Genomic DNA, 26,376 nt, shown 5'->3' with positions numbered 1-26,376 from the left:
GACGAAGTAGACCTGCCGGCGGCCCTCGCGGCGGGAGCGGACGAGGCCGGCGAGTTTCAGCTTGGTCAGGTGCTGGCTGACCGCGGGCAGCGCGCCGCCGACGCGTTCGGCGAGCCCGCTCACGTCGCTCTCGCCCTGGGCGAGCGCCCACACGATGTGCAGGCGGGCGGGCGAGGCGAGCAGCCCGAAGGCCGCTGCCGCCTCCGCGAGCACGTCGGCGGGCGGGTCCTCGAAGCCTCGGCCGGCTGCCGCCACGGTCGTCGTCCTCCTCGTTCCGCCACCCCGCGCGGGGTCTGCGCCCTCGTCCGGGCCGCACCAGTGTAGGCGGCGCGGAACGGCCCGAGGCCGCCGGAACTTCTCCGCCGCCCCGGTAGTTTCTACGTTGCTGTAGATCTATCGCGTTCTCGTACGAGACCGACACGACACTTGGAGAGCACATGGCCCTGTGGGACCGCATCAAGGAGTCCGCGACGCAGATGCAGACCCAGATGGTGGCGAAGAAGAACGATCTGAAGAGCGGTGCCTTCCGGGACGCGAGCATGGCGATGTGCGCGCTCGTGGCGGCCGCCGACGGGACCATCGACCCGTCCGAGCGGCAGCGCGTCGCCCAGCTGATCGCCACCAACGAGGTCCTGCAGAACTTCCCGGCGGACGACCTGCGCCGCCGCTTCGAGGAGAACCTGGACAGGCTGACCACCGACTTCGACTTCGGCAAGGTGAGCGTGCTCCAGGAGATCGCCAAGGCGAAGAAGAAGCCGGCCGAGGCGCGCGCGGTCGTCCAGATCGGCATCGTCATCGGCGGCGCGGACGGCGACTTCGACAAGACCGAGCAGGCCGTGGTCCGCGAGGCCTGCTACACGCTGGACCTCCCGCCGCACGAGTTCGACCTGTAGGACGTGGGCGTCCGCGGGTGCGGGCCGGACGGCTTCCTCAGAGCCCGGCCAGCACCCGCAGCAGTGCGGCCGCGGCCGTGACGTCCGCCGTCAGCGGCCGGTCCTCGGTCCCGGCGGGCAGCGCGGCGTCCGCCACGGCGAAGGCGACGGCGTCCGGTTCGCCGGGGCGCAGCCGCAACGCCCGTACGGCGCTGACGAGTTCACAGGCCAGTACGGTGGCGTAGGCGTCCACCGCGCGCAGGGACTGCCTGGCCGCCTGGGAGGCGAAGCTCGCCGCCTCCTCCAGGCCGTGGGAGAGCACCGCGTGACCTGCCGAGGCGGGCGCGGCGCACGAACGCAGCTCGGCGAGCGCGGAGTTGGCGGTGTACTCCAGGATCATCGTGCCCGAGCTGCCGGCCGGGCCGGCCGCGAGGAAGGCCGGCAGGCCGGTGAGCCCGGGGCGGCCCAGCGCGGCGAGGCGGGCGGCGGAGAGCTGGGCCGTCTGCAGCACGGCGAGGTTCAGGGCGTCCAGGGCGAGGCCCAGCGGGGCCGCGTAGAAGCCGCCGTGGTGGTAGGCGGCGGTGCCGTCGGGGGCGATGAGCGGGTTCTCGGAGGGGCAGTTGGCCTCCACCTCGACGATGCGGCGCAGTGCGTCGACGGCGTCGAGGGCGGGACCGTGGGCCTGCGGGAAGGCGCGGAAGCCGAACGGGTCCTGCACGCGCGCGCCCGGCCGCTCCCCCGGGCCGAGCAGCCGCCTCACCTCGGCGGCGGCGCGGGCGACCCCGGGATAGGGCCGCAACGCGTGCACCTCGGCGGCGTAGGCGTCCGCAGACCCGGAGACCGCCTCCAGCGACAAGGCCGCCACGGCGTGCCCCGCCCGCAGCAGCACATCGAGATCGTGACAGGCGAGGGCGGCCTGCCCGAGCGTCAACGCGTTGCTGCTGAGCAACGCCAGCGCGTCGCCGGGGCCGGGGAGGACGGGGGCGGGGAGCCCGGGGACGCCGGGGGCCGGCGGGTCGCTCGGGGTGGGTGCGGGCAGCCCGCGCTCGCGCGCCGCGGGCGGCTCGTGGGCGATCACCCGTGCGGGCGGGCCGGACGAGGTGGCGCCTGCTTGCGGACCGGGGCGGTCCGCCGGTGCCGCGGAAGGTCCTGTCGCCGGGTGGGGCTCCTCGCTGTCGGCGCCGCGCCACTGGGCGGGGAGACCGGCCGCCGGTACGGCCCCGGGGCCTGCCGCGCCCTCGTCGCCGCGCCACTGCCTGGGCAGGACGGCAGTCGCCCGGTCCGCGCCGGTCCCGCCGGGTTCGCCACGCCACTGCGCGGGCAGGCCCGCGAGCGCGGCCTCCCTCTCCGGCCGGTCACCGTCCCCCAGACGCCGACCGGGCATGACCGCGGGCCCGGTGGGACCGCCAGGTCTCGTGGAAGTCGGGGCCGGACGCGGGGCGTTGTCCGTGTCCGGGTGCCAGGGGTGTTCGCCCACGTCCGGGCGCCAGGGGTGTTCGCCCACGTCCGGGCGCCAGGGGTGTTCGCCCATCAGGGTCAAACCCGTCTGGGCGAGAGCCGTCAGGTCGCCGGTGCCGAGGCCGCCGTACTCGCTGACCGCCGGGTGGACGCGCAGGCGGAGTGCCTCGGCGAGGGCGGTGACGAAGGCGGGCTGGATGCCGGAGCCGCCGGCCAGCAGCTGGTTGGCGCGGATCGCCAGCATCGCCCGGACCTGCCGGACGGGCACCAGGGCCCCGGCGCCGCCCGCGTGGCTGCGCAGCAGCCGCAGCCCGTGCTCCGTCTCGTCGTGGCTGTCGACCGGCACCGAGCGGTGTGCGCCGACGCCGGTGCCCCGGCCGTAGAGCCGTCCGCCCACGGCGAGCCGGGCCGCGGCCCGCCAGGACCGATCGGCCCGCTCGAGCGCCTCCGGCGCCACCGCCGGATCGGCGTCCGCGTCGGCGAGACGGACCACGTCGGCCAGACCGAGACCGCGCCCGTCCAGCACGACACGGGTGTCCCCGGCGTCCTGGGACACCCGCGCCGCTTCGCTGGTGGTGCCGTCCAACTGCGGTCGGTCAGACGAGACCCGCGGACTTCAGCCAGGCCTTGGCCACGTCCAACGGGTCCTTGTTCTGCGACTGCACCTGGATGTCCAGGTCCAGCAGGGTCGCGGTGTCCAGCTTGGCGGAGACCGCGTTGAGCGCGTCCACGCCCTTCTGGTCGAGGCCGCTCTTGTAGACCAGCGGCTGGACGTTCTCGAACCCGAACAGGTTCTTCGGGTCCTGGAGGACGACGAACTTCTCCTTGGGGATCGTCGGGTCCGTGGTGAAGATGTCCGCGGCCTGCACGGTGTTCTTCTTCAGCGCGGCCTGGGTCAGCGGACCGCCCGCGTCCAGCGCCTTGAAGGACTTGAACTCGAGCCCGTAGACCGACTTCAGGCCGAGCAGGCCCTGCTGGCGGGTCTGGAACTCCGGCGAGCCGCCGATGACCAGGTCCTTCGCCGCGTCCTTGAGGTCGGCGACGGAGGACTCGGCGGTGAGGTTGTACTTCTTCGCCGTCTCCTGGTTGACGGTGACGGAGTCCTTGTTCTGCGCGGGCGCCGGCTCCAGCAGCGTCAGCTTGGGGTCGAGCTTGGCGTTGATGGCGGCCGTCGTGGCGGCGACCGTCTTCGGGGCGGCGCTCTTGTCGAGGTAGGCCAGCAACGCGCCGTTGTACTCGGGCAGCACGGTGACGGACCCGTTCTTGAGCAGGCCGTAGGTGGTCTCGCGGCTGCCGATGTTGGGCTTGTACGTGACCTTGACGCCCTTGGCCTTGAGGGCCTCGCCGTAGATGTCGGCGATCAGGATGCTCTCGGCGAAGTTGTTGGAGCCGACGACGACGGTGCCGCCGCTCGCCTTGCCGCCGCCCGAGAGGGGGTTGTCGGACTTGTTGTCGGAGGACGACGAACACCCGGCGACGAGCGCCGCGGTTGCGGCGAGTGCGACGGCGGCCGCGCCGGGGTGTCTCGTACTGGACCTGGTGCTCTTCGCGTAAGAAGTCACAATTCCCGTTCCGGGCTCGGAAGTTGATGGCAGGTGGTGGAGCACTGCCAGTGGCAGGGGCGCACGGGGCGCGGGCACCGCACTTTACTGATCCAATCCAGCGGCTTCTCAGTCAGTCAAGAGGCCCTGGGTCACCGATTGGCTTCGATCAGTGGCCAGTTGTGGAGGCGGAGGGTCGGCTTCGTAACACATTCTTGACATTGGTCGTGGCGAACGGACCTGTGAAGAAGCGGTAGGTTTCAGGGCAGTTGGCGTCGGCCACAGCGGTATACGGGGGCCGCTTCGGTGTCCTTGCGCATCACCGTTGTCACGACCGTCCCCGGGTGGAGACTCCCGGGTGGAGACACCTCAGAAGGAGGCCCCGGTGTCCACGAACGAGGTGGACGCGTCCACCCGTCCGGCCCCGCCGTCCTCGTCGCCCGAACCGGGCGGCCCCGGCGCGTTCGCCGACCGGTGGCCCTTCCGGCGCAAGCTCAACGTCCTGGTCGGCGTGCCGCTGGCCGTGGTCGCCGTGCTGCTCACCTATCTGATCGCCGATCAGGTGGGCCAGGCGCGCGAGGCGGCGTCCGCGGCTCGTCTGGTGCGCGACAGCGCGCAAGTGGCCGCGCTGGTCGACCGGGTGGAGGCGGAGCACCAGCAGGCCATCCTGCTCTCCGTGCGCTTCGAGTCCCAGGGCCCCGGCGCCCGTCCCCCGCTCACCGCCTACCGCAAGGCGCAGGCCGCGGTGGACGCCCAAGTCGCCCGTGTGCGACGAACGTTCGGCGACCGGCTGCCGGACACCGAGGCGCAGGCGCTCAAGGAGATCGAGGGCCTGACGAGCCTGCGCCAGACGATCGAGCAGAGCTATCTGCCCGCCGACAACATCGACCCCGCCTACACGGGCGCCGCCAAGAACCTGATCGACGGTCTCGGCCTCGACCGCAACGCCGCCCTCGCGGCCACCTTCACCGGCAACCTGCTCGACTCGCTGCTGCGCGCCGACGCCGCCCACAGCTCCTTCGAGACCAGCGTGTTCTCGGCGACCACCGGGGACAGCAACGCGCTGATCGAGTTCACCGCCGCGGTCGGCTCCTACCAGCTCTACACCTATCACGCCGACCGCTTCGCCCGGTTCGCCACCGAGGCGCAGGCCGACCAGCTCGCGGAGATGGAGCACAGCGCGGCGCAGCGCAAGATCGCCGAGGCCTACGCCGAGCTGCAGATCGACCCGAGCGGACTGCAGGCCGGCACCCCGGCCGAGGTCCGGCAGGCGTTCCGGGACGCGCTGAACGACTACCCCGCTTACCCGGCGCAGGCCGCGGAGCGGCTGAGGATCGCCTCCTCGCTCATCGACCAGATCGCCGGCCACGCCGCCGGCGCCTCCTCCGACGCCTGGTGGCGGGCCGCCGCGCTGCTCGGCGCCGCCGTGATCGGCTTCCTGCTCTGGCTCGGCTTCTCGGTGGCGGTGCGCCGCTCGGTCGTACGGCCCGTGCAGGCGCTCACCGGGGCCGCGCAGGAGGTGTCGGCGGCCACCAGCCGCGAACTGGCCCGGGTGGCCGACGACGACGCCGACGACTCGGGGCCGCCGCGCCTGCGGGACGTGCCCGTCACCGCTCGGGACGAGATCGGCGACCTCGCCGAGGCCTTCAACCAGGTGCAGACGACGGCCGCCGCGCTGCTGGAGCGGCAGGTGCTCAGCCGGCGCAACGTCGCCGAGATGTTCGGCAACGTCGGCCGCCGCGTCAGCAACTTGACGACGCGTCAGCTCGCTCTGATCGACGCGGTGGAGCGGGGCGAGACCGACCCGGCCCTGCTGGAGCGGCTGTACTCCATCGACCACATCGCCGTACGCCTGCGCCGCAACGCCGACAGCCTGATGCTGCTCGCCGGGATCCGCGAGACCGTCCTGGACTCCGGTCCCACCGAGCTCACCAACGTGGTGCGCGCCGCGCTCGGCCAGATCGAGGGCTACCAGCGGGTCCAGCTGTACGCCGGGACCGAGATCATGGTCGAGCCGGACATCATCGGCGACCTCACGCTGATGGTGGCCGAACTCCTGGAGAACGCGGTGTCGTTCTCGCCTGCGGGCAGCCCGGTGGAGGTGTCCGTGCGGGCGGGCGGCGACGGGGCGTCGATCGTGGTCGCCGACCACGGTCTGGGCATGAGCGCGGAGCGCCTCGCCGAGGAGAACGCCCGCCTGATCCGCCGCGAGCGCCTCGACGTGGTCCCGACGAAGGTGCTGGGCCTCTTCGTGGTCGGCACCCTTGCGCGCCGCTGGGACATCACCGCCGCCCTCTCCCGCACCCCGGGCGGCGGCGTCACGGCGGAGGTCACCATCCCCTCCACCCTCCTGCTGACCATGAGCCCCATGACCACCCCCGCCCAGCCCACCACCACCGTCAGCGCGGGCACGACTCCCGCCCCGGACGCGGGCACGGCTGCCGCCACCGCCGGGGACACGGCTCGCGTCAAGAGCGCTGCCACGCACGCGGACTCGGGTACGGCGTCGCACGCCGGCTCGGAGGCGGATCCGAGCCCGGCGGCCCGCCCGGACTCGGAGGCGGCCTCCCGCACCGGCTCGGACGCCGGCGCGGGCCCGGACCGTACGGACGCCGTGGCCGCCGCGAGGGCGGCCGACTCCGGGCGGCGCCCGGTGGCGGACCGGCCCGCCACGGACGAGCCGTCCGCGCTGCCCCGCCGCCTCCCGCGCCGGGAGGCACCCGCGACCGAGACCTCACCGGAGGCCGACGCGCCCGCCCCCCAGGCGGACACCCCGGCCGCCGCCCCCGAGCCGCACCCGGCATCGGACCGATCCGCCACGGACGACGCGTCCACGCTGCCGCGCCTTCCCCGCCGGGACGCACCCGCCACCGCCGAGGACTCCCCGGCCCCGCCGGAAACCGGTGCACCGTCCCGTGCGGGTGGGCAGCCGTTCATCCCCCGGGCCCGCACGGACTCCGAGACGCCCGCCCCCGAGCCCGCGCCCTCCCCCGCGTCCCCCCGTCCCCTGCGCCGGCGCGTTCGAGGGGCCACGCTGCGTACGAGCGGCGAGGCCGGCGCTCAGCAAGGGGTGCGGCAGGGTGCCGTGGGGCCCGCCGACGCCGAGGCGGTGCGGTCCGCGCTCGAGGAGTTCGAGGCCGCCGTGGCACGGGCCCAGCGCGACAGCGACACCGGCACCCACGAGCGCCCCGCGGAGCCCGCGGAGCCCACCACGTCCAGCAGCACCCCCGCACCACCCCGGAACAACGACCGAAACGACCGAAACGACCGGAACGACCGGAACGACCTCCCGGAAGGAGCCGAGCAGTGAGCACGTCGACAGGTGACACTCCGACGGGAGGCACCCCGCCGACCGATCTGCAGGCCGCCGCAGCCGACTTCACCTGGCTGCTCAACCGTTTCGCGACCGAGACCGCCGGCGTCGTGGACGCCATCGCCGTCTCCTCCGACGGACTGCTCATCGCGGTCTCGCAGTTGCGCGAGCACGCCGACTCCGAGCGGCTGGCCGCCATCGTCTCGGGCATCACCAGCCTCGCCGCCGGCGCCTCCGGCAACTACGGCCTGGGCGGCCTCAACAAGGTCATCATCGACCTGGAGGGCGGCCACGTCCTGGTCTCTGCGATCGGCAACGGCGCCGTGCTCGGCGTGGTCGCCGACAAGGAGGCCAAACTCGGCAACATCGCCTACGAGATGACGCTGTTCGCCAACCGCGCCGGCGCCGCGCTCAGCCCCCAGCTGGTCCTCGAACTGAAGAACAGCGTCGGCGCCACGCCGGCGCGCTGACCGGCCACCGCCGGTCGAGGAAGGAAGAGACACACCCATGGCGGACGGCCTCACGCCTCCGGGTGGCGATCCGGTGCGCCCCGCCCCCGCCGTACGGCCGTTCCTGGTCACCGCCGGCCGGGTGGCGCCCACCGCGTCCGGCCGGCCGGTGCCCGTGGAGACCCAGGTGGTGGCCACCGCCGCGGGGCTGGAGGCGCTGGACGGGCTCGCCTTCGAGCGGCACGACATCGTCGCCGCCTGCCGCCGGCCGCAGTCCATCGCGGAACTCGCGGCCCGGCTGCGGCTGCACCTGAACGTGGTGCGGGTCCTCGCCGAGGACCTGCGCGCCGCCGGACAGCTGACCGTGCACGTGCCCGACTCCGGCGCCACGCACGACGCGGCCGTCCTGCGCAGGGTTATCGATGGCCTGCGGGCCATCCCCGACTCCCGGGGAGTACTCCGTGACACCGACTGAACCTCTCGTCCGCGGCGGTGCGGCCGAGCAGCCCGCCGTACGACCGCCGCTGCCGGTCAAGATGGTGATCGCGGGCGGCTTCGGCGTGGGCAAGACCACCGCCGTCGGCGCCATCTCCGAGATCGAGCCGCTGACCACCGAGGCCGCCATCACCGAGGTCGCGGCCGGCGTGGACGACCTCACCCACACCCCGGCCAAGACCACCACCACGGTCGCGATGGACTTCGGCTGCATCACGATCGACCCGACCCTGAAGCTGTACCTGTTCGGCACACCGGGGCAGGAACGCTTCGGCTTCATGTGGGACGACATCGTCGAGGGCGCGGTCGGCGGGCTGGTCATCGTCGACACCCGCCGCCTGGACGACTGCTACGCGGCCGTCGACTACTTCGAGCACCGCCGGATCCCCTTCGCGGTCGCCCTGAACGCCTTCGACGGCCGCGTGGAGCACTCGCTGGAGGAGGTCCGCTGGGCGCTGGACGTCTCCGATCACGTCCCGGTGGTCGTCTTCGACGCCCGCGAGCGCGGCTCGGTGCGCGACGCGCTGCTCGTCGTACTGGAACTGGCCCTCGCCCGCACCGAAGGCTGACACAGCGTCACATACCCGCAGCTGCGGGCCGGTTGACGGTACGAAGCGTCCGTCCCGGCCCGCTGCCCGCGCGCGGGCCGCCCTCAGGCGCCGCGCCGCACCCCCGGTGACACCGCGACCCGGGCCGCGCCCCAGAAGAGCCCGAGGGTCGCCAGGGCGAGCACCGCGACCAGGGTGGCGCCGCCCACCACCTTCTCGTAGTCGCGCTGGTAGAGCCCGTCGATGATGTAGCGGCCCAGGCCGCCGATGCCGATGTACGCGGCGATGGTGGCCGTGGAGACGATCTGGATGGCCGCCGAGCGCAGCCCGCTGAGGATCAGCGGGAGCGCGACGGGCAGTTCGACCCGGAACAGGATCCGCGACTCGTGCATGCCCATGCCCCGGGCGGCGTCCACGGGCGAGGGGTCCACCGAGCGCAGCGCCTCGTAGGTGGTCACCAGGATGGGCGGGACGGCGAGGACGACCAGCGGCACCATGACCGGCACCATGCCGAAGCCGACCAGGATGACCATGAGCACCAGCAGGCCGAAGCTGGGCAGGGCGCGCCCGGCGGTGGCGATGAAGGCGAGCGCGTTGCCGCCGCGCCCGTAGTGGCCGGTGACCAGTCCGACCGGCAGGGCGACGGCGGCCGCGATGGCGAGCGCGATCAGCGAGTACTGGATGTGCTCGGCGAGCCGGGTGGGGATGCCGTCGTAGCCGTGCCAGTGGGCGCCGTCGCTGAAGAACGCGTTGACGAAGTTCAGTACGTTCACCGGACGGCGTCCTCCAGGACGGGCTGCGCGGCCGGCTCGGGCCGGGCGGTGGCGGTCCTGGCCCGCCGGACGCGGCGGGTGCCGCGCGGCATCCAGGGGGTCAGCACGAGCCGTACGAGCACGAGCGCGGCGTCGGCGAGGATGGCGAGGGCGGCGGTGGTGACGACGGAGTTCACCGCGAGTTCGGGCCGGTGGTAGATGTTGGCGTCGTTGAGCAGGTTGCCGAGCGCGCCCTGGTTGCCGATGAGCATCCCGACGCTGACCAGGCTGATGCTGGAGACGGTGGCCACGCGCAGGCCGGCGACGATGGCGGGCACGGCGATCGGCAACTGCACCTGGAAGTAGCGCCGTACGGGTCCGAAGCCCATGGCGGTGGCGGCGGCGAGCGTCTCCTGCGGCGCCGAGCGCACGCCGTCCACGATGGCCGGGACGAGCACGACCAGGCTGTAGACGGCGAGCGGGATCATCACGGTGAGCTCGGTCTGGCCGGTGTAGTCGATGAGGACGACGAAGAAGGCCAGCGAGGGGATGGCGTACAGGACGGTCGTCAGGCCGAGCACGGGCGGGTAGAGCCAGCGGAACCGCACGCACAGCTGGGCGACGGGCAGGGAGACCAGCAGGCCGGCCAGGACCGGCAGCAGAGCCTCGCGCAGGTGCAGTCCGATGAGTCCGAACCAGCTGTGCTGGAGGTCGCTGGGGAGGTCGAAGAAGCGGTTCATCCGGAGACCCTGGCCTCCGCCCCGGCGGTGGCTCCCGCGTCGCCGCCCTCGGCGTGGGCGCTGCGGATGGCCTCGCCGATGGTCTGCTGCGAGACGACGCCGACCACGCGGCCGGTGCCGTCCACGCCGACCGCCCAGCCGGTCGGGGACAGCACGGCCCCGTCGAGCGCGGCGCGCAGCGACTCCCGCCCGTGCTCGAACGGCCTTCCGTACGGCAGCAGTCGGCCGGGGTCGATCCGTCCCGCCGTCAACTCGCCCGGTTCTCCCCAGCCGAGCGGCCGGCCGTCGAGGTCGGTGACGAGGAGGTAGGGCGCCTCGCCCGCGCCGCGGGTGGCGATCTGCTCGGCGGTGGAGTCGACGGCGACGATCGGGGTGGTCGTCAACTCCAGGGCGGAGGAGGCGAAGAAGGACAGCCGCCGGATGCCGCGGTCGGTGCCGAGGAAGTCCTCCACGAAGTCGTCGGCGGGCGCGGTGAGCAGTTCGGCGGGCGGGGCGTACTGGGCGAGCCGGCCGCCGGTGCGCAGCACCGCGACCATGGTGCCGAGTTTGATCGCCTCGTCGATGTCGTGGGTGACGAAGACGATGGTCTTGCCCAACTCGTCCTGGATGCGCAGCAGTTCTTCCTGGAGTCCCTTGCGGACGACCGGGTCGACGGCGGAGAACGGCTCGTCCATCAGCAGTACGGGCGGGTCCGCGGCGAGCGCCCGGGCCACGCCGACGCGCTGCTGCTGGCCGCCGGAGAGCTGGTAGGGGTACCGCTTGGCGAGCGAGGAGTCGAGTCCGACGCGCTCCATCAGCTCGGCCGCCCGTGCCCGGGCGCGCTGCCGGTTCCAGCCGAGCAGCCGGGGCACGGTCGCGATGTTGTCGAGGATGGTGCGGTGCTGGAAGAGCCCGGCGTTCTGGATGACGTAACCCATCGAGCGGCGAAGGGTGTTGACGGGCTGTTCGCGGATGTCCGTGCCGTCGAGGAGGATGCGGCCCTCGCTCGGCTCGACCATGCGGTTGATCATGCGCAGGGTGGTGGTCTTGCCGCAGCCCGACGGCCCGACGAGGACGGTGATCGAGCGGTCCGGTATCTCCAGCGAGAGCCGGTCGACCGCGACCGTGCCGTCCGGATACCGCTTCGTGACTGAATCTATCCGTATCAAAACGCCGAATGCCCTTCGGGTCTGGCAGTAGCTGCCCGCTCTCGGCCACGGTCGCACGGGCCGTTGCGGGGAGAGTCTAGACGCCGTTCGCTGACGGGCCTTGGCGGGTGAGCGCGGCGGGCCGCGTCCTTTCGGACACGGCCCGCCCACTGCCTCCTGCGCGGCCCACGGGCCTCGCGGCCCGCGGCTCAGGTGCGGCCCGGGCCGCCGCTGCCGAAGGAGCCGCTGCTGCCCGGGGCCCAGCGTTGCCGGTGCTGGTCCTCACTGCGCCTGCTGCCCGCGGCGTGCAGCTCGTAGGGCATGAGCCGCTCACCGTCCTCGCAGTGCACCTCGTCCGGCTCCCGCCTCTCGCTGATCTCGTGCACGGCCCCGGTCACCGGCAGATGCGGCTGCTCGGTGTCCTTGGGCCGGTCGGATTCGCGGAGCATCACCCTGATACCCATCCAGACGGCCCACACCAGGCCGCCCACCACGACGCAGAATCCGATGATGAAGGCGCCGAGGACGGCCCACTGGTGCGAGGACGCGGCCAGGACGGTGTAGGACGCTATGACCATGTTTTCCACCCACCTCCACCGAGGAAAGTGAAGATTGTCCGGTGACGCGTTGAACGCCACCCGTGTCACACAGTGTCCCACCCCCGACGTTCGCCGCAAAGGGAGGAGCCGGGGCGGTCCCGCCCGGACGGCCCCCGGGCCCTACTCCCCGGCGGGTGCCAGCCGCAGCGAGATGCTGTTGATGCAGTACCGCTGGTCGGTGGGGGTCGGGTAGCCCTCACCCTCGAACACGTGTCCGAGATGCGATCCGCAGCGGGCGCACCGCACCTCGGTGCGCACCATCCCGTGGGAGCGGTCCTCCACCAGCTCCACCGCGTCGGTCTGCTTCGGGTCGTAGAAGGACGGCCACCCGCAGTGCGACTCGAACTTGGTCTCGGAGGTGAACAGCTCCGCGCCGCAGGCCCGGCAGGAGTAGACGCCCTCGGTCTTGGTGTCGGTGTACTCACCGGTGAAGGCGGGCTCCGTGGCGGCCTGGCGCAGCACGGCGAACTCGGCCGGGTTCAGCTCCGCGCGCCATTGCTCGTCCGGCTTCTCGACGTCGTACGACATGAGCCCTCAGCCCCTCACTTCTCGGTCAGGCGGTCCAGGATGCGCGGTCCGAGGTCGGTGACGTCGCCCGCGCCCATGGTGAGAACGAGATCGCCCGCCTTCGCCATTCCCGCTGCCACGTCCGGCGCCTCCGCCTTGTCGTGGACGGCGGTGACATCGGCGCCGGCGGCCCGCGCGGCCTCGATGATCAGCTCGCTGGTGACGCCGGGGATCGGGTCCTCGCGGGCCGGGTAGATGTCGAGGACCACGGAGGCGTCCGCTAGGGCCAGCGCCTGGCCCATCTCCTTGCCCAGCTCCTGGGTGCGGGAGAACAGGTGCGGCTGGAAGACGACCAGGATCCGGGCGTCGCCCGCGGCCGCGCGCATCGCCTCCAGGTCGGCGGTCATCTCGGTGGGGTGGTGGGCGTAGGAGTCGATCACCTGGACGCCGGCCGCCTCGCCCTTGAGCTGGAGACGGCGCTTGACACCGGTGTACGCGGCCAGCGCGGGGGCGAGTTCGGCGGCGGGGATGCCGAGGGCCGCGCCGGCGGCCAGCGCGGCGACGGCGTTGTGGGCGTAGTGGCGGCCGGGCACGGAGACCGTGAAGGTCAGCTCGGCGCCGTCCAGCAGCACGGTGACCTCGCTCCTGAGGCCCTGCGCCACGACCGACAGCACCCGCACGTCGGCGTCCTCCGCCTCGCCGTACGTCACCGTCCGCACCGAGCCGGCCAGCCGCCGGGCCAGCTCGCGCGCGCCCTCGTGGTCGGCGGAGATCACCAGTGTGCCGCCGGGGACGATCCGGCCGGCGAAGGTCTCGAAGGACTCGTAGATCTCGTCCATCGAGGCGTAGTTGGCGTGGTGGTCCAGCTCCACGTTGAGGACGATGGCGACCTCGGGGGCGTACTTGTGGAAGGAGCGGTCGGACTCGTCGGCCTCGGCGACGAAGATGTCGCCCTCGCCGTGCAGCGCGTTGGAGCCGGGGGCGTCCAGATCGCCACCGATGGCGTACGAGGGGTTCAGGCCCAGCTCGGACAGGGAGACGGCGAGCATCGAGGTGGTGGTCGTCTTGCCGTGGGTGCCGGCGACCGCGATCGGGCGCAGGCCCTCCATCAGCGCGGCGAGCGCGTCGGAGCGGTGCACGACCGGGATGCCCAGCTCGGCGGCGCGCACCAGCTCCGGGTTGTCGGCGCGGATGGCGGAGGAGACGATCACGCAGGTGGCGTCGTCGGCCAGGTGTCCGGCCGCGTGCCCGATGTGCACGGTGGCACCCAGCGCGCGCAGCGCCTCGGCGGTCGCCGACTCCTTGGCGTCGCTGCCGGCCACCTCGGCGCCGCGCTGCGCGAGGATCTTGGCGATGCCCGACATTCCGGCTCCGCCGATGCCGATGAAGTGCGGTCGGTCCATGGCGGTAGGAAGGCCGGGTGCCATGCGCTTTTCTCCCCAGGTGCTGCGACGGGCGTACGAGGTTGCGCACACCCGCGGCCGGGGGCGCCGCCCAAGCCTATGCCTTGCTGTGGGAGAACAGCTTCAGCACCGGTACGCCGACCTTGTGACGGGCCCGGGAGGCCCAGTCGCGGTGGAAGAACTCCTCCACGTAGTGCGGGTCGGTCAGGACGATCACCTCGTCGGCGTCGACCTCGGCGACCAGGGTCTTCAGGGCGTCCAGCGGGTGGTTCTCGACCAGCCGTCCCTCCGCCTCGCTGCCGGCCGCGTGCAGCGCCCTGAGGGACACGTCCAGGGCCTGCTCGCCCGCGCTCTTGGCGTCGTCGCCCTCGGGTGTCTCCCCCTCGCGCGCGGCCTCGTCGATCTCCCCGAGCGCGATGTCGTCGATGGCCCGCAGCAGCCGGTCCGCCTGGTCGCCGCGCGGCTGGAGCAGCACGTGGAAGAAGACCTGCTCATCGCCGTGCAAGGTGGTGACGAACTCCACGTCGGCGGACGTCAGGGCCTTCTCGATCATCAGTACGCTTGTGAACACCAGGCGCCCTTTCTCCTCCGAGGGCCCCGAGCCCTCTCCTAGCCGCGGCGGGCCGTACCAGCCCCTGCGGAAACCATCCTGCCCCGTGATCGCAACGGCTATCGCCGGGATTCAGTGTGCCCGTGCCGAGTCGGCCGGAATGACCAATTCCGCCGACGTCGGGACACTCGGCCCCCACTTCGGGGACGGACGGCCGCCCGCACCGGGACCTCGTGCCCGCCGGTGGCCGCCGCCGGTCCCGTCCCGACGGCGTCGTCCGCCACCCACACCACGGGGTCGTCCGCCACCCACACCACGGCGTCGACGGCCCCCGCACCACGGCGTCGGCCACCCGCAGCAGGGTGTCATCGGGCCCCGTGCCACGGCGTCGACGGGCCTCGCACCACAGCGCCGACGGGCCTCGCGCCACGGCGCCGCCGCCCACGCTTCATTGCCGCCGGTAGCTGCTGAACAGGAAGCCCTCGTCCTCCAGCAGCCCGGCGAGGGCGAAGCGCTGCGGGACGGTGATCGAGGGGCCGCCGGCGATGCGCTGGGCGTCGCCCGCGGTGAGCATCGGGGAGACGGTCAGGCAGAGCTCGTCGAGGACGCCGGAGGCGACCATCTGGCCGAGCAGGCGCGGCCCGCCCTCGGTGAGCAGCCGGGTGTGGCCGAGCTCCGCCAGGGCCCGCACCGCGCGCGGCGGGTCGATGCCCATGCCGTCACCGGCGACCACCACCCGCGCGCCCGCCTTCTCCGCGGCGGCCACGCGGTCCGGGGCCGCCGCCGCGCCGGTGAGGATCAGCGTGGGCACCAGGGGCGAGGTGAACAGCGGCAGCGAGAAGTCCAGCTCCAGGCTCGCGGTGACCACCGCGATCGCGGGGGCCGGCCCCTGCCCGGCCGCCGTGCGCAGCGCCGCGAACTCCTCCCGCGCCCGCGCCGGCCGGTACCCCTCCTGCCGTACGGTCTCGGCGCCGACCACCACCACGTCCGCCAGCGCCCGCAGCGTGCCGAAGACGCGCATGTCGGTGGCGCTGGAGATGGGCTGGGAGCGGCCCTCGTGCTGGGCGGCGCCGTCCAGCGTGGCCACCATGTTGGCGCGCAACCACGGCTCGCGGCCCCCCGGCCCGCGCTCGGGATAGGCGTAGGCGGCGGCCAGTTCGGCGAGGGTCCACTCCCGGTCCACGAGGGGACCCGGCACGCTCGCCCCACCGGCCCCGTCCGCCCCGTCCGGGACCTGGGCTGCTGTTTCGTCGGTCACAGGGAACAGGCGTCGCATGACGTGCAGTGTTCCACGCCGCTTACCATGGGGAACCGTGTCGTCCTCCACAGCCGCCTCCGGGCTCAGCACCCTGACCGCCTCCGCACCGCTCTCCCTGTGCGAGCGCGAGCCGCACGTCCCGGCGGACCGGCTGGTCGCCGAGATGGTGCCGCCGCCCCGCTTCGACGCGGTGCGCTTCGCGACCTACATACCGGACCCGAAGCAGCCCAGCCAGACCGAGGCGGTAGGCGTCCTGGAGGACTTCGCCGCCGGGCTCGGCGGTGCGCACGCGGCGGGCGGCGCCAGGCGGGGCCTCTTCGGCTTCGGCAAGGGCAGGAGCCGGGCCGCCAAGGCGCCCGCGGGCCCGCGCGGGGTCTACCTCGACGGCGGTTACGGCGTCGGCAAGACCCACCTGCTCGCCTCCCTGTGGCACGCCACCCCGGCCGAGCCCGCGCTGAAGGCGTTCGGCACGTTCGTGGAGCTGACCAACCTGGTCGGCGCCCTGGGCTTCCAGAAGACCGTCGAGACCCTCTCCGGCCACCGCCTGCTGTGCATCGACGAGTTCGAGCTGGACGACCCGGGCGACACCGTGCTGGTCTCGACCCTGCTGGGCCGGCTGGTCGACAACGGCGTGGCGCTCGCCGCCACCTCCAACACCCTGCCGGGCAAGCTCGGCGAGGGCCGGTTCGCGGCCGCCGACTTCCTGCGCGAGATCCAGGGCCTGTCCGCCCGCTTCCGCACCCTGCGCATCGACGGCGAGGACTACCGCCACCGCGGCCTGCCCGAGGCGCCGGCGCCGTACTCCGACGAGCAGGTGACGAAGGCGGCGTACGCGACGCCGGACGCCTCGCTGGACGACTTCCCGCACCTGCTGGAGCACCTGGCCAAGGTGCACCCCAGCCGCTACGGCGCCCTGACCGACGGCCTCGCGGCCGTCTGCCTCACCGGCGTGCGGCCGGTGCCGGACCAGTCGACCGCGCTGCGGCTGGTCGTGCTCGCGGACCGGCTCTACGACCGCGAGGTGCCGGTGCTCGCCTCCGGGCTGCCCTTCGACCGGCTGTTCAGCGAGGAGATGCTGAACGGCGGCTACCGCAAGAAGTACTTCCGCGCGATATCCCGCCTCACCGCGCTCGCCCGGGACGCCAAGGGGCTCGTCGAGAGCCGCTGACGCCGTCCTCTCTCTTCGCCACGCGACGCGAAGATCGGCCGACGGACGCCCCCTCTCGGCTACCGTGTCGCTTGACCGGCTCTTGACCAATCGCCGGGACGGGCGGAGGGAGGCGCGTTGTCACGAGGCAAGACGGCCGGAACCGTCCTCACGCTCATCGCCACCGTCCTCCTCGCCCTCCCGGCACTGGCACCGGTCCATCCGCTCGTCCCCGCCCCGCCGCCCGCACCGGTCCGTCCGCTCGCCTACGCCCCGCCGCCCGCACCGGTCCGACCCTCCGCGTCCGCGCGGGCGTCCGCACCGGTCCGTGCCGCCCGGTTCGCGCACGCGGGGCGTCACACCGAGGTGAGGAGCCCGGCGGGAGCCGTGCCCGCCGCCCCGGTGCCGCGCGTGGAGCGGGCCGTCTTCCGGGACTGCGGCCCGGCGGGGAACCCGACCGGGCCCCTGCGCACCCGCGACCGCCACCGCGCCGTCGACTGCGGCCCCGAGGCCCCCGAGCGCTCGGCACTGAGACACGACCCCGCGGCCTCCCGCGCGGGCACCGCACCCGGCGTCCCGGACTCCCGCACCCCGAGGCCCCAGCCGGGCCGTACCCCGGCCGCCCTCCAGGTCTTCCGCTGCTGAGCGAACACGCCGTTCGTCCCCCCACCAGCCGAAGACCCGGCGCGCCCCACCGCGTGCCAGGAGGAGTCACCATGCAGCCCCTCATCGACAACGCCCGCGCCTTCGGACAGCGCCCCGCGGACTTCGCCGCGCACGCCGAAGGGCAGTCCCCGCAGGTCCTGTTCATCACCTGCTCCGACTCACGGGTCGTCCCGGCCCTGATCACCGGCGCCCGCCCCGGCGAGCTCTTCGAGCTGCGCACCGCGGGCAACATCGTCCCGCCGTACGCCTCCGTGCACCCCACCAGCGAGGCCGCCACCATCGAGTACGCCGTCGAGGTGCTCGGCGTCGGCGACGTCGTCGTCTGCGGCCACTCGCACTGCGGCGCCGTGGGCGCCCTGGTCCGCGGCGACGACCTCGACGCCGTGCCGGCCGTGCGGGACTGGCTGGTGGGCGCGACGCCCCGGCCCAAGGGCACCCCGGAGGACCCCTCGGTCGCCGAGGGAGTGCAGAGCCACGTCCTGGCGCAGGTGCTGCGGCTGCGCTCGTACCCGTGCGTCGAGCGCAGGCTCGCCGAGGGCCGGCTGAACCTGCACGCCTGGTACTACGAGGTGCACACCGGCGCCGTACGCGCGCACCACCCGGACACGGACACCTTCACCGCCCTGTAGCGAGGCTCGACCCTTCTCCCGTACCGGCCTATCGTTGAAACAGGCGCATACGGGCGCACGGGCGGCTGACTGAGGGGTCGCGTCATGGTGCAGGAAGTGGTGGGCGCTCTGATCGGCGTGGGCTGCGCGGGGCTCGTGTACCTCGCCGCGGCGGTGCGGATCGTCAAACAGTACGAGCGCGGTGTGGTCTTCCGGCTCGGACGGCTGGCCGGCGAGGTGCGCGCTCCGGGCATGGCGGTGATCATCCCGTTCGTGGACCGGCTCTACAAGGTCAACATGCAGATCGTCACGCTGCCGATCCCGGCCCAGGAGGGCATCACGCGGGACAACGTGACGGTGCGCGTGGACGCGGTCGTCTACTTCAAGGTGGTCGACGCGGCGAACGCGGTCGTCGCGGTCGAGGACTACCGCTTCGCCGTCTCCCAGATGGCGCAGACGTCGCTGCGCTCGATCATCGGCAAGAGCGACCTGGACGACCTGCTGTCCAACCGCGAGAAGCTCAACCAGGGCCTGGAGCTGATGATCGACAGTCCGGCCATCGGGTGGGGCGTCCAGATCGACCGCGTGGAGATCAAGGACGTCTCGCTGCCGGACGCGATGAAGCGCTCCATGGCCCGGCAGGCGGAGGCCGACCGGGACCGGCGGGCCCGCATCATCAACGCCGACGCGGAGCTGCAGGCCTCCAGGAAGCTGGCGGAGGCGGCGCAGCAGATGGAGCACACGCCCGCCGCGCTCCAGCTGCGGCTGCTGCAGACCGTGACGGCGGTGGCCGCGGAGAAGAACTCGACGCTGGTGCTGCCGTTCCCGGTGGAGCTGCTGCGCTTCCTGGAGAAGGCCCAGCCGGGGCCGCCGGCGCCGCCCCCGGCCGGTGTGCCCGGGCGTTCCCCCGAGCACACGGCGGCGCCCGCCGTCGAGGGGCCCGAGGAGTCCCAGGACGACTCCGCTCTCACCCCGGTGCGGTCCGCCGCGGACGCGGTCTCGGCCCGGCCCGCCGTACCCGCCGTCGAGGAATGAGGCGCACCCGGCCACCGGCCGGGTGATCACGCGGCCGCGCCGCCGTTCAAATGACCGGGGCGCGGCCTACGTTCATCTGGTGATCAGACTTGTCAGACGATTCACGGCCGCCTGTGCCCTGGGCACCGCCCTCGCCGGCCTCGCCGCCTGCGGCACCGCCCAGGCTCCCCGCGCCGGACACCCGGCCCCCTCCAAGACCGCCGCCACGACCGCCACCGCGAGCCCCTCCCCGTCCCGGCCGCCCACCCTCACCCCCGGTCCCGGCGGCCTGACCCCCGTGTTCAGCAACGGACCGCGGACCAAGGGCAAGACGGTCGCGTTCACCTTCGACGCCGACATGACCGCCGACCAGGGACCGCGCGCGGCGGCGGGCGAGCACTTCGACAACCCGGCGCTCATCGCCACCCTGCGCGCGCTGAAGGTGCCGGCCACCATCTTCATGACCGGCCGGTGGGCCGACGAGTACCCGGACGAGGCCCGCTCCATCGGCACCGACCCGCAGTTCGAGCTGGCCAACCACTCCTACAGCCACTACGCCTTCACCGGCGACTGCTACGGCCTGCCGACCGTCTCCGCCGACCGGATGCGCTCGGACGTGGAGCGCGCGTACACGGCGTTCCGCAAGGCGGGCGTGCCCCGTCCGATGCCGTACTTCCGCTTCCCCGGCGGCTGCTACGACAAGCAGGCGCTGCGGGCGCTCAGCGGGCTCGGGATCACCGCGGTGCAGTGGGACGTGGTGAGCGGCGACGCGTTCGCCACGGACGCGGACGCCGTGGCCCGGCAGGTGCTGGACGGGGTGAAGCCGGGCTCGGTCGTGGTCATGCACTGCACGCGCAGCGCCGCGCCGACCACGGAGCGGGTGGTGCGGCAGGTCGTGCCGCAGCTGCGTGCCAAGGGCTACCGCTTCGTCAAGGTGTCCGACCTGATCGGGGCCGCGACCGGCCGCTCCTGACCGGCCTACCCTGGGAGCCATGAGCGACGACGACGGCGACTACTGCCTGATCGACACCGCCAGGCTCCCCAAGGCCGACGGGCCGCCGTACGCGGAGTGCGTGCTGTGCCGGGAGCCCACGGAGTACCCGGAGTCGTACAAGGGGATCACCCTGTGCCCGGTCTGCGAGTGGCAGGAGGCCCAGCGCACGGCCTGCTCGGGCTGAGGCCGGTGTGCGGGCGCCTGGCAGACTGAACGGCGTGAGCACCGACGAGAGCACCGCGTACACCGCCCCCGAGGACAGCCCCTTCCGGCCGCGGGACGACGCCCGCGACCAGGCGCGGCAGTTCGTGCTGCCGCTGGTGGTGCGCATCGAGCGGGCCGCGCCCCCGGCCCGTACGGACGCGCTGGAGACGGCGGCCCGGGCGGTGCTGGTGCTGCTCGGCGACGAGCGGTCCCTCGACGACGGCGAGTGGGCGCGGGCCGTGCGCGACTGGCAGGACGCCCGGATCCGCAAGGTGGTGCGGCGGGCGCGCGGCGCCGAGTGGCGGCGGGCGGAGGCGCTGCCCGGCATCACGGTCACCGGCCGCGAGGCCGAGGTACGGGTCTTCCCGCCGGTCCCCGTGGACGACTGGCCCAAGGACCTGGCCAGGCTCCAGGTCTCCGGCACCGACCTCGACGACCCGGAGCCGCCCGCGGAGGCCGGCTCGGACCTCCCGGTGCTGTGGATGAGCCCGGAGGTCGGGATGTCGGCCGGCAAGGCCATGGCCCAGGCGGGGCACGGCGCCCAGCTCGCCTGGTGGGAGCTGTCGGACGCGGACCGCGCCGCCTGGCGGGAGGCCTGCTTCCCGCTCGCCGTGCGCACCGCCCCGCCCGGCCACTGGCGCGAACTGGTGCGCGGCGGGCTGCCGTTGGTCCGCGACGCCGGGTTCACGGAGGTCGCCCCCGGCTCCTGCACGGTGGTCGCCGACCATCCGGCGCTGCGGTGAGGGGCGCGCGGCGGCGGTAGGCCCGGTCCGAAGGGCCGGGGCCGGGATCGAGGCCGGTCCCGGGATCGGGGCCGGGCCGGAGCCTGGCGGCGAACCTCAAATGTTGCTCTGAAGCCGGGGGCCGCGGGGTTCGGCGCCCGGCGCCGGGGCCATACCCCCGTCACGCCACGCACGGCGCGAGAGGGGGGCGAGGAGACGATGCCGGGACCGGGAGAGCGAGAGCCACGGGGGCAGCGGCTGGGGACGGGGATCGGCTGGCGGCCGGAGATCGCGGACGCCGTGGAGCACATGCCCGGCGTCGACTGGGTCGAGGTCGTGGCCGAGAACGTGTGCCCCGGGCACCTCCCCGAGTCGCTGCTGCGGCTGCGCGCACGCGGGGTGACCGTGGTGCCGCACGGGGTCTCGCTCGGCCTCGGCGGGGCCGAAGGCCCCGACGAGGGCCGGCTCGCCGCGCTCGCCGAGCGGGCCGAGGCGCTGGGTTCGCCGCTGGTCACCGAGCACATCGCGTTCGTCAGGGCGGGCGGTGCGCTGACCGCTTCCCCGGGGCTGGAGGCCGGGCACCTGCTGCCGGTGCCGCGCACGCGTGACGCCCTCGACGTGCTGTGCGAGAACGTGCGCATCGCCCAGGACGCCCTGCCCGTGCCGCTCGCCGTGGAGAACATCGCCGCGCTGCTGTCCTGGCCCGGCGAGGAGATGACCGAGGGTCAGTTCCTGTACGAGCTCGCCGACCGCACCGGCGTACGCCTGCTCATCGACGTGGCCAACCTGCACACCAACCACGTCAACCGGGGCGAGGACCCCGCCGCGGCCCTGGCCGAGCTGCCGCTGGAGGCCATCGCCTACGTCCATGTCGCGGGCGGCTTCGAGCGGGACGGCGTGTGGCACGACAGCCACGCCCACCCGGTCCCGCGACCTGTCCTCGACATCCTGACCGACCTCACCTCCCGTGTCTCCCCACCCGGAGTACTCCTGGAACGAGACGACCACTTCCCCGAACCAGCCGTGCTGGAAGGGGAATTGGAATCCATCCGCAAAGCGGTGACAACGGGCCGCGCAACCCGCAATCGGCAGACCCCGGCCACCGGGCCTGCCGTGCGGGCCCCGGGCGCCGGGCCCGGCCCGCAGGCGCCGGACGCCGGGCCCGCTCGGCCCGTGTCCGGGTGTGCGGCGGCTCGGCAGCGGCTCGGGCTTGCTCAGGCCGCGTTGTTGTCGGCGTTGGTCGGCGGGACGCCTGTGCCGGAGGGGTTCGACCGGGTGCGGGTGGGGGTGCAGGCGCGGGCCCTGGCGGCGAAGCGGGCGGATGTCGTGGCCAAGGTGGCGCCGGAGCTGCCCGTGATCCTCGGGGAGGGTTACCGGGCCGCGTTCCTCGCCTACGCGCAGGCGCGGCCCATGAGCGGCGGCTACCGGCGCGACGCCCTGGACTTCGCGGCGTCCCTGCTGCTCGCCGGCGCCCCGAAGGACGCGGCGGCCCGGCGCGAACTGCGGAACTGGTGGCTGGACCGCTCGGGCCCCGCCCCGAGGCCCCGCCACCGCGCGACCCGGGCGGCCCACGCGGCCCGCCGGGCGTTGCTGCGCCGCTGACGCCCGCCCCACGCCCACCGCTCGACCCCGGGGTGCCGATGTGCCCCGTTCAACACGCGGCGGGCGCCGACGGGTCGGCATGTCCGGGTTTCTTGGCGTTTCTACCGGGTGACCTCGCGCCGGGCATGCCCGTTTGCGTGCGTTGTGCGCGCTATGCGGCACCGCAGGCGGGCCGGTGACCTTTGTGCCCGCCGAAGTAATATGCCAACTCCCCCACACAGAACGCACCACACAACGCACCACAGAACGCACCCAGAGACGCACTGACGTGCGGTGCCGCGACAGGAGGCACCCCTTGCGACCGCGACCGCGACCCCCCGTCAAGGGCCGAGGCATCCTCAGCGGGACCGGCATCATCCTCGCCGTCCTGACGGGGACCGTCGTGGCTCTGCTCATCCCGATCTGGTCCGCCGTGCACCGCCCGGCCCAGGACGCGGACCTGCTGAGCGCCCGCACCGTGGCGACGCAGTACGGGCCGCTGTCCGAACTGGACCGCGACTTCATCACGAGGGTCCGGCTCGCCGGGCTGTGGGAGCTGCCCGCAGGACAGCAGGCGGAGGAGAAGGGCACCACCGACGCCGTACGCACGGCCGGGCAGCACCTCGTGCAGGGGCACACCTTCCTCGACCAGCGGGTCCGCGACGTGGCCGCCAAGCTCGGCCTGGACCTGCCCAACGAGCCGAGCGCCCGGCAGAAGCAGTGGCTCGCCACCCTGGACGCGGCGCGGGGCGAGGACTACGACCGCGAGTTCGCCGGCACCCTGCGGCTGGCGGACGGAAAGGTCTTCGCCCTGGCCGCCGAGGTCCGCGCCGGCACCCAGAACTCGCTCGTGCGCGCGCTGGCCGACGACGCCGGCAGCACCGTGCTGGACCACATCAAGGTCCTGGAGGCGACCGGGTTCGTCGACTTCGCCGCCCTGGCCCGGGACCTCGCCGCGAGCGGCGGCCCCACGGCCACCGACTCCCCCGCGGCGACCGGGCCGATGGCGGGCCCCGGCCAGGTGGTGCCGGTGACCCCGTCCGCCTCCCCGACGTACCCGCTGCCGCCGGCCGAGTCCAGCCCGCCCCCGCGGACCCCCTGACCACGGCGGCGAACGGAACGTCACATACCGGTCACACCAGGTCCGCAATGTGAAAAGGGCATGGCGTTTCCCAGGCCCCTGGCATACAAACGCGTCATGTTCTGGGTCCTCCTCCTGCTGCTGGCCTGGGCCGTCGCCGGCGCCGCCTGCACGCGGCTGTGCCTGGCCGCCGTACGCGCGGCGGCCGCCGAGCCCAAAGACGCGGTCGCGCTCCGCGGACACGATCTGACGCTCTACGAGGCCGCGTTCCTCTCGGGCGGCCCCGCGCGGGTCGCCGACGTGACCCTCGTCTCCATGGCGCGCCAGCGCCGTCTGCTGCTGGCTCACACGGGCTGGGCCACGGTCGTCGACCCGCGCGGGCGGGACGAGATGGAACGGTCGGTCATAGGGGCGATCGGCCCGGAGGGCCAGTCCCGGATCGCGCCGGTGCGGGCGGCGACCGCCGCCGCCGACGCGGTGCGCGGCCTCGCCGACCGCCTCGTCAGCGCCGGACTCGCGGTGCCGGACGGCACCGGTTCGACGGTCGCGGCCGGGGTCCGCCAGGTGCGCGCCGCCGCGCTCGTGGTGCCGGCGCTGGGCGCGACCGCGCTGCTGCTGCCCGGCCCGACCGGTATGCCCCGCGACCTCGTCGCCCTCTGGTTCTCGCTGCCCCTCGCGCTCACCCTGAGCTGCCTGGCCATAGCCCGCGTCGAGATCCCGCCCCACGCGCGCTGGGCCTCCCCCGCCGGGCAGCGGCTGCTGACCGCGCTGACCCGGCGGGCCGACGGCAGGGGCACCGGCGGCGACCGGGGCGGTGACGGGGACGACCGTACGTACCTGGCCTCCGTGGCCGTACGCGGCATCCGTGCGATCGGTGAGCCGGAGCTGCGCGCCGCCTTCGCGCACCGCGACCAGCCCTGGCGCGACTGACGGGCGCCGCCGCAGGGCACACGGGCAGCCTGCCGTGCACCCGCACACGCCGTCCGCGCGGGGCGTGCCGGGCGCATCGGCGACGACACCGGCCGGGCGGTGCTTGCCTTCCCCCGGGCGTGAACGAAACATCCCTTCTGTCGCTGCCGCGCGCCGAAGGGATACGCGATGAGAGCTGCCGCCGTCTGGACGGCTGCCGGGTCCTTGCTCCTGACCGCCCTCGGCACCACCGCCCCGGCGGCCACCGCCGAGGGAGCGCCCGGCGTGCCGGCCGAGCTGCGCGGCACCCTCGTGGCCGCCGCGCGGGCCCGTGCGGCCGGCATCGACTTCGGGGCCTGCCCGCACGCGGGGGACATGCCCGGCACGATGCGCTGCGGCACGGTGGAGGTGCCCCTCGACTACGCGCACCCGGACGGCCGGCGCCTCCGGCTCACCGTCAGCCGGGCGGCCGCCACCCACAAGGACCCGCACAACAGCAAACGCAGGGTGCCGCGCAAGGGCGCCCTGGTCTTCAACCCGGGTGGCCCGGGCGGCGACGGCATGTCCTTCCCGCTGATCGGCCTGCTGCCCGAGTGGAAGCGGGTCGCGGCCGCCTACGACCTCGTCGGCTACGCCCCGCGCGGGATGGGCCGTTCGGCGCCGCTGTCCTGCGAGGACCCCAAGGTCTTCTTCAAGGCGCCGACGCCGGCCCCGGTGAACCCCTCGGCGGCGTACAAGAAGAAGCGCGCCGCCGAGGCGCGGTCCTACGCGAGCGGCTGCGCGCGGCGCGCGGGCGGCGCCCTGCGGTACTACAACTCCCTCAACAACGCCCGTGACCTGGAGGTTCTGCGCGCGGCGCTCGGCGAGGACCGGCTGACGTTCATGGGCGGCTCCTACGGCACGTACCTCGGCGCGCTGTACGCCACGCTGTTCCCCTCGCACGTGCGCCGGATGGTCCTCGACTCGGCGGTGAACCCCGACCCGGCGCGGATCTGGTACCGCGACAACCTCGACCAGTCGGCCGCGTTCGAGAAGCGCTGGGCGGACCTGCGGCGCTGGATCGCCCGCTACGACGGCGTGTACCACCTCGGCCGTACGGCGCGGGCGGTGCGGGCCTCGTACGACAGGGCCCGCGACCGGCTGGCCACGCGGCCCGCGGGCGGCACGGTCGGGCCGGGGCAGTTGCAGGGCGTGTTCCTGGCGGCCGGGTACGACGACGCGTACTGGCCGGGCGCCGCCGCGGCCCTGTCGGCGTATCTGAGGGGCGACGAGGGGCCGCTGGCCGGGCTGGCCGCGCCGTACCGCGCGGGCGCCGCCGAGGCGGAGAACGCCGCCGCGGTCTACACGGCGGTGGAGTGCAACGACGCGCCGTGGCCCACGGACTTCCGGGTGTGGGACCGGGACAACACGTCCCTCGCGCGGGTGGCGCCGTTCGAGACCTGGGACAACGTGTGGACGAACCTGCCCTGCGCCTACTGGCCGGCGCCCCGGCAGCGGCCCCTGGACGTGCGGACCGCGCCGGGCGCGCTGCCGCCCACGCTGGTGCTGGCCGCCGAGCGGGACGCGGCGACGCCCTACTCCGGCGCCCTGGAGCTGCGGCGGCGGCTGGCCGGCGCGGTGCTGGTGACCGAGCGGGGCGCGGGCACGCACGGCATCGCCTACGGCCCGAACCGGTGTGTCAACGCCTACGTGGACGCCTATCTGCTCGAGGGGCGGCTGCCGGGGCGGGACGCGGACTGCGCGCCGCGCCCCGAGCCCCGTCCGGACGGCCCCTCCTTCCAGGACGCCCGCCGCAAGCAGCTGCGGGACGCCCTGAAGGGCTGACCGGGCCGCGAGCG

Annotated in this window: 27 protein-coding genes; 16 read left to right on the top strand and 11 right to left on the bottom strand. The window is 73.9% G+C overall.

The annotated features are described in order from the left end of the window. On the bottom strand, nt 1-255 hold a 255-nt coding region (locus tag IE249_RS14120), incomplete at its 3' end, for an ArsR/SmtB family transcription factor (protein ID WP_229858419.1). A gap of 182 nt (nt 256-437) precedes the next feature. Here IE249_RS14120 and IE249_RS14115 point away from each other — a divergent pair. Next, nucleotides 438-893 carry a tellurite resistance TerB family protein gene (locus IE249_RS14115; RefSeq protein ID WP_189705156.1) on the top strand — a complete coding sequence of 152 codons (456 nt, stop codon included), beginning with the start codon at nt 438-440 and terminating at the stop codon, nt 891-893. A gap of 37 nt (nt 894-930) precedes the next feature. Here IE249_RS14115 and IE249_RS14110 read toward each other — a convergent pair whose 3' ends face one another. Beyond that, nucleotides 931-2,916, bottom strand: coding sequence for an aromatic amino acid lyase (locus IE249_RS14110; RefSeq protein ID WP_229858418.1), 1,986 nt, complete (start codon nt 2,914-2,916; stop codon nt 931-933). A gap of 10 nt (nt 2,917-2,926) precedes the next feature. Continuing rightward, the gene (locus IE249_RS14105) at nt 2,927-3,892 is read right to left on the bottom strand and encodes an ABC transporter substrate-binding protein (protein ID WP_189705155.1); all 966 of its coding nucleotides are present in this window, start codon (nt 3,890-3,892) and stop codon (nt 2,927-2,929) included. Nucleotides 3,893-4,256: 364 nt separating this feature from the next. On the opposite strand from IE249_RS14105, the gene IE249_RS14100 reads away from it, so the two are divergent. From IE249_RS14100 to IE249_RS14085, 4 genes are read left to right on the top strand one after another with little or no spacing between them, the layout of a single operon-like run. Beyond that, on the top strand, nt 4,257-7,181 hold the full coding sequence (locus IE249_RS14100) for a sensor histidine kinase (protein WP_189705154.1): 2,925 nt from the start codon (nt 4,257-4,259) through the stop codon (nt 7,179-7,181). Next, nucleotides 7,178-7,654, top strand: coding sequence for a roadblock/LC7 domain-containing protein (locus IE249_RS14095; protein WP_189705153.1), 477 nt, complete (start codon nt 7,178-7,180; stop codon nt 7,652-7,654). Before IE249_RS14100 ends, IE249_RS14095 begins: the two co-directional genes overlap by 4 nt. A 37-nt stretch (nt 7,655-7,691) precedes the next feature. Further along, on the top strand, nt 7,692-8,108 hold the full coding sequence (locus tag IE249_RS14090) for a DUF742 domain-containing protein (protein ID WP_189705152.1): 417 nt from the start codon (nt 7,692-7,694) through the stop codon (nt 8,106-8,108). Then, nucleotides 8,095-8,697 carry a GTP-binding protein gene (locus tag IE249_RS14085; RefSeq protein WP_189705151.1) on the top strand — a complete coding sequence of 201 codons (603 nt, stop codon included), beginning with the start codon at nt 8,095-8,097 and terminating at the stop codon, nt 8,695-8,697. Before IE249_RS14090 ends, IE249_RS14085 begins: the two co-directional genes overlap by 14 nt. Before the next feature lie 83 nt (nt 8,698-8,780). Here the strand turns inward: IE249_RS14085 and IE249_RS14080 are convergent, their stop codons facing one another. The 8 genes from IE249_RS14080 to IE249_RS14045 all read right to left on the bottom strand — a co-directional run bounded on the left by IE249_RS14080 (nt 8,781) and on the right by IE249_RS14045 (nt 15,630). Then, the gene (locus IE249_RS14080) at nt 8,781-9,449 is read right to left on the bottom strand and encodes an ABC transporter permease (protein ID WP_189705150.1); all 669 of its coding nucleotides are present in this window, start codon (nt 9,447-9,449) and stop codon (nt 8,781-8,783) included. Next, nucleotides 9,446-10,168, bottom strand: coding sequence for an ABC transporter permease (locus tag IE249_RS14075; RefSeq protein ID WP_189705149.1), 723 nt, complete (start codon nt 10,166-10,168; stop codon nt 9,446-9,448). The genes IE249_RS14080 and IE249_RS14075 overlap by 4 nt, the downstream gene beginning before the upstream one ends. Then, nucleotides 10,165-11,316, bottom strand: coding sequence for an ABC transporter ATP-binding protein (locus tag IE249_RS14070; protein ID WP_189705148.1), 1,152 nt, complete (start codon nt 11,314-11,316; stop codon nt 10,165-10,167). The genes IE249_RS14075 and IE249_RS14070 overlap by 4 nt, the downstream gene beginning before the upstream one ends. A gap of 188 nt (nt 11,317-11,504) precedes the next feature. Beyond that, nucleotides 11,505-11,873: a DUF6479 family protein gene (locus IE249_RS14065; RefSeq protein WP_189705147.1), complete on the bottom strand. Its 369-nt coding sequence runs from the start codon at nt 11,871-11,873 to the stop codon at nt 11,505-11,507. A gap of 141 nt (nt 11,874-12,014) precedes the next feature. Further along, the gene (gene msrB / locus IE249_RS14060; RefSeq protein ID WP_189705146.1) at nt 12,015-12,422 is read right to left on the bottom strand and encodes a peptide-methionine (R)-S-oxide reductase MsrB; all 408 of its coding nucleotides are present in this window, start codon (nt 12,420-12,422) and stop codon (nt 12,015-12,017) included. A gap of 14 nt (nt 12,423-12,436) precedes the next feature. Then, nucleotides 12,437-13,828, bottom strand: a complete 1,392-nt coding sequence (gene murC, locus IE249_RS14055; RefSeq protein ID WP_189705145.1) for a UDP-N-acetylmuramate--L-alanine ligase — start codon at nt 13,826-13,828, stop codon at nt 12,437-12,439. Nucleotides 13,829-13,901: 73 nt separating this feature from the next. Further along, nucleotides 13,902-14,375 carry an indole-3-glycerol phosphate synthase gene (locus IE249_RS14050; RefSeq protein WP_189705144.1) on the bottom strand — a complete coding sequence of 158 codons (474 nt, stop codon included), beginning with the start codon at nt 14,373-14,375 and terminating at the stop codon, nt 13,902-13,904. A gap of 427 nt (nt 14,376-14,802) precedes the next feature. Beyond that, nucleotides 14,803-15,630 (bottom strand): pyrimidine reductase family protein, encoded by an 828-nt coding sequence (locus tag IE249_RS14045; RefSeq protein WP_189705143.1) that lies wholly within the window; start codon nt 15,628-15,630, stop codon nt 14,803-14,805. 37 nt (nt 15,631-15,667) lie between these two features. Here IE249_RS14045 and zapE point away from each other — a divergent pair, with 37 nt between their 5' ends. The 11 genes from zapE (at nt 15,668) to IE249_RS13990 (ending at nt 26,362) form a co-directional block, all read left to right on the top strand. Then, a complete protein-coding gene (gene zapE / locus IE249_RS14040; protein ID WP_189705142.1) occupies nt 15,668-16,780 on the top strand; it encodes a cell division protein ZapE in 1,113 nt (370 codons plus the stop codon). A 117-nt stretch (nt 16,781-16,897) separates the two neighbouring features. Next, nucleotides 16,898-17,404: a hypothetical protein gene (locus IE249_RS14035; RefSeq protein ID WP_189705141.1), complete on the top strand. Its 507-nt coding sequence runs from the start codon at nt 16,898-16,900 to the stop codon at nt 17,402-17,404. 71 nt (nt 17,405-17,475) lie between these two features. After that, entirely contained in the window at nt 17,476-18,054 is a 579-nt protein-coding gene (locus tag IE249_RS14030) for a carbonic anhydrase (RefSeq protein WP_189705140.1), read from the top strand. An 84-nt stretch (nt 18,055-18,138) separates the two neighbouring features. Further along, on the top strand, nt 18,139-19,068 hold the full coding sequence (locus IE249_RS14025) for a slipin family protein (protein ID WP_189705139.1): 930 nt from the start codon (nt 18,139-18,141) through the stop codon (nt 19,066-19,068). A gap of 79 nt (nt 19,069-19,147) precedes the next feature. Continuing rightward, nucleotides 19,148-20,020, top strand: a complete 873-nt coding sequence (locus IE249_RS14020) for a polysaccharide deacetylase family protein (RefSeq protein ID WP_189705138.1) — start codon at nt 19,148-19,150, stop codon at nt 20,018-20,020. A gap of 19 nt (nt 20,021-20,039) precedes the next feature. Beyond that, entirely contained in the window at nt 20,040-20,225 is a 186-nt protein-coding gene (locus tag IE249_RS14015; protein WP_189705137.1) for a hypothetical protein, read from the top strand. Between the two features lie 25 nt (nt 20,226-20,250). Beyond that, the gene (locus tag IE249_RS14010; protein ID WP_189705220.1) at nt 20,251-20,988 is read left to right on the top strand and encodes an aminoacyl-tRNA hydrolase; all 738 of its coding nucleotides are present in this window, start codon (nt 20,251-20,253) and stop codon (nt 20,986-20,988) included. 198 nt (nt 20,989-21,186) lie between these two features. Then, a complete protein-coding gene (locus IE249_RS14005) occupies nt 21,187-22,569 on the top strand; it encodes an MbnB/TglH/ChrH family RiPP precursor modification enzyme (protein WP_189705136.1) in 1,383 nt (460 codons plus the stop codon). Between the two features lie 295 nt (nt 22,570-22,864). Then, nucleotides 22,865-23,650 carry a DUF4142 domain-containing protein gene (locus IE249_RS14000; protein ID WP_189705135.1) on the top strand — a complete coding sequence of 262 codons (786 nt, stop codon included), beginning with the start codon at nt 22,865-22,867 and terminating at the stop codon, nt 23,648-23,650. A gap of 96 nt (nt 23,651-23,746) precedes the next feature. Further along, entirely contained in the window at nt 23,747-24,559 is an 813-nt protein-coding gene (locus IE249_RS13995) for a TIGR04222 domain-containing membrane protein (protein WP_189705134.1), read from the top strand. Nucleotides 24,560-24,727: 168 nt separating this feature from the next. Then, on the top strand, nt 24,728-26,362 hold the full coding sequence (locus IE249_RS13990) for an alpha/beta hydrolase (RefSeq protein ID WP_189705133.1): 1,635 nt from the start codon (nt 24,728-24,730) through the stop codon (nt 26,360-26,362). Nucleotides 26,363-26,376 lie beyond the last annotated feature (14 nt).

The sequence above is a fragment of the Streptomyces anandii JCM 4720 genome (genome assembly GCF_014650655.1).
GTDB classification, from domain to species: domain Bacteria; phylum Actinomycetota; class Actinomycetes; order Streptomycetales; family Streptomycetaceae; genus Streptomyces; species Streptomyces anandii.
The sequence above is the reverse complement of the archived record's forward strand: the minus strand, read 5'-3'. Positions and strand labels throughout refer to the sequence as shown.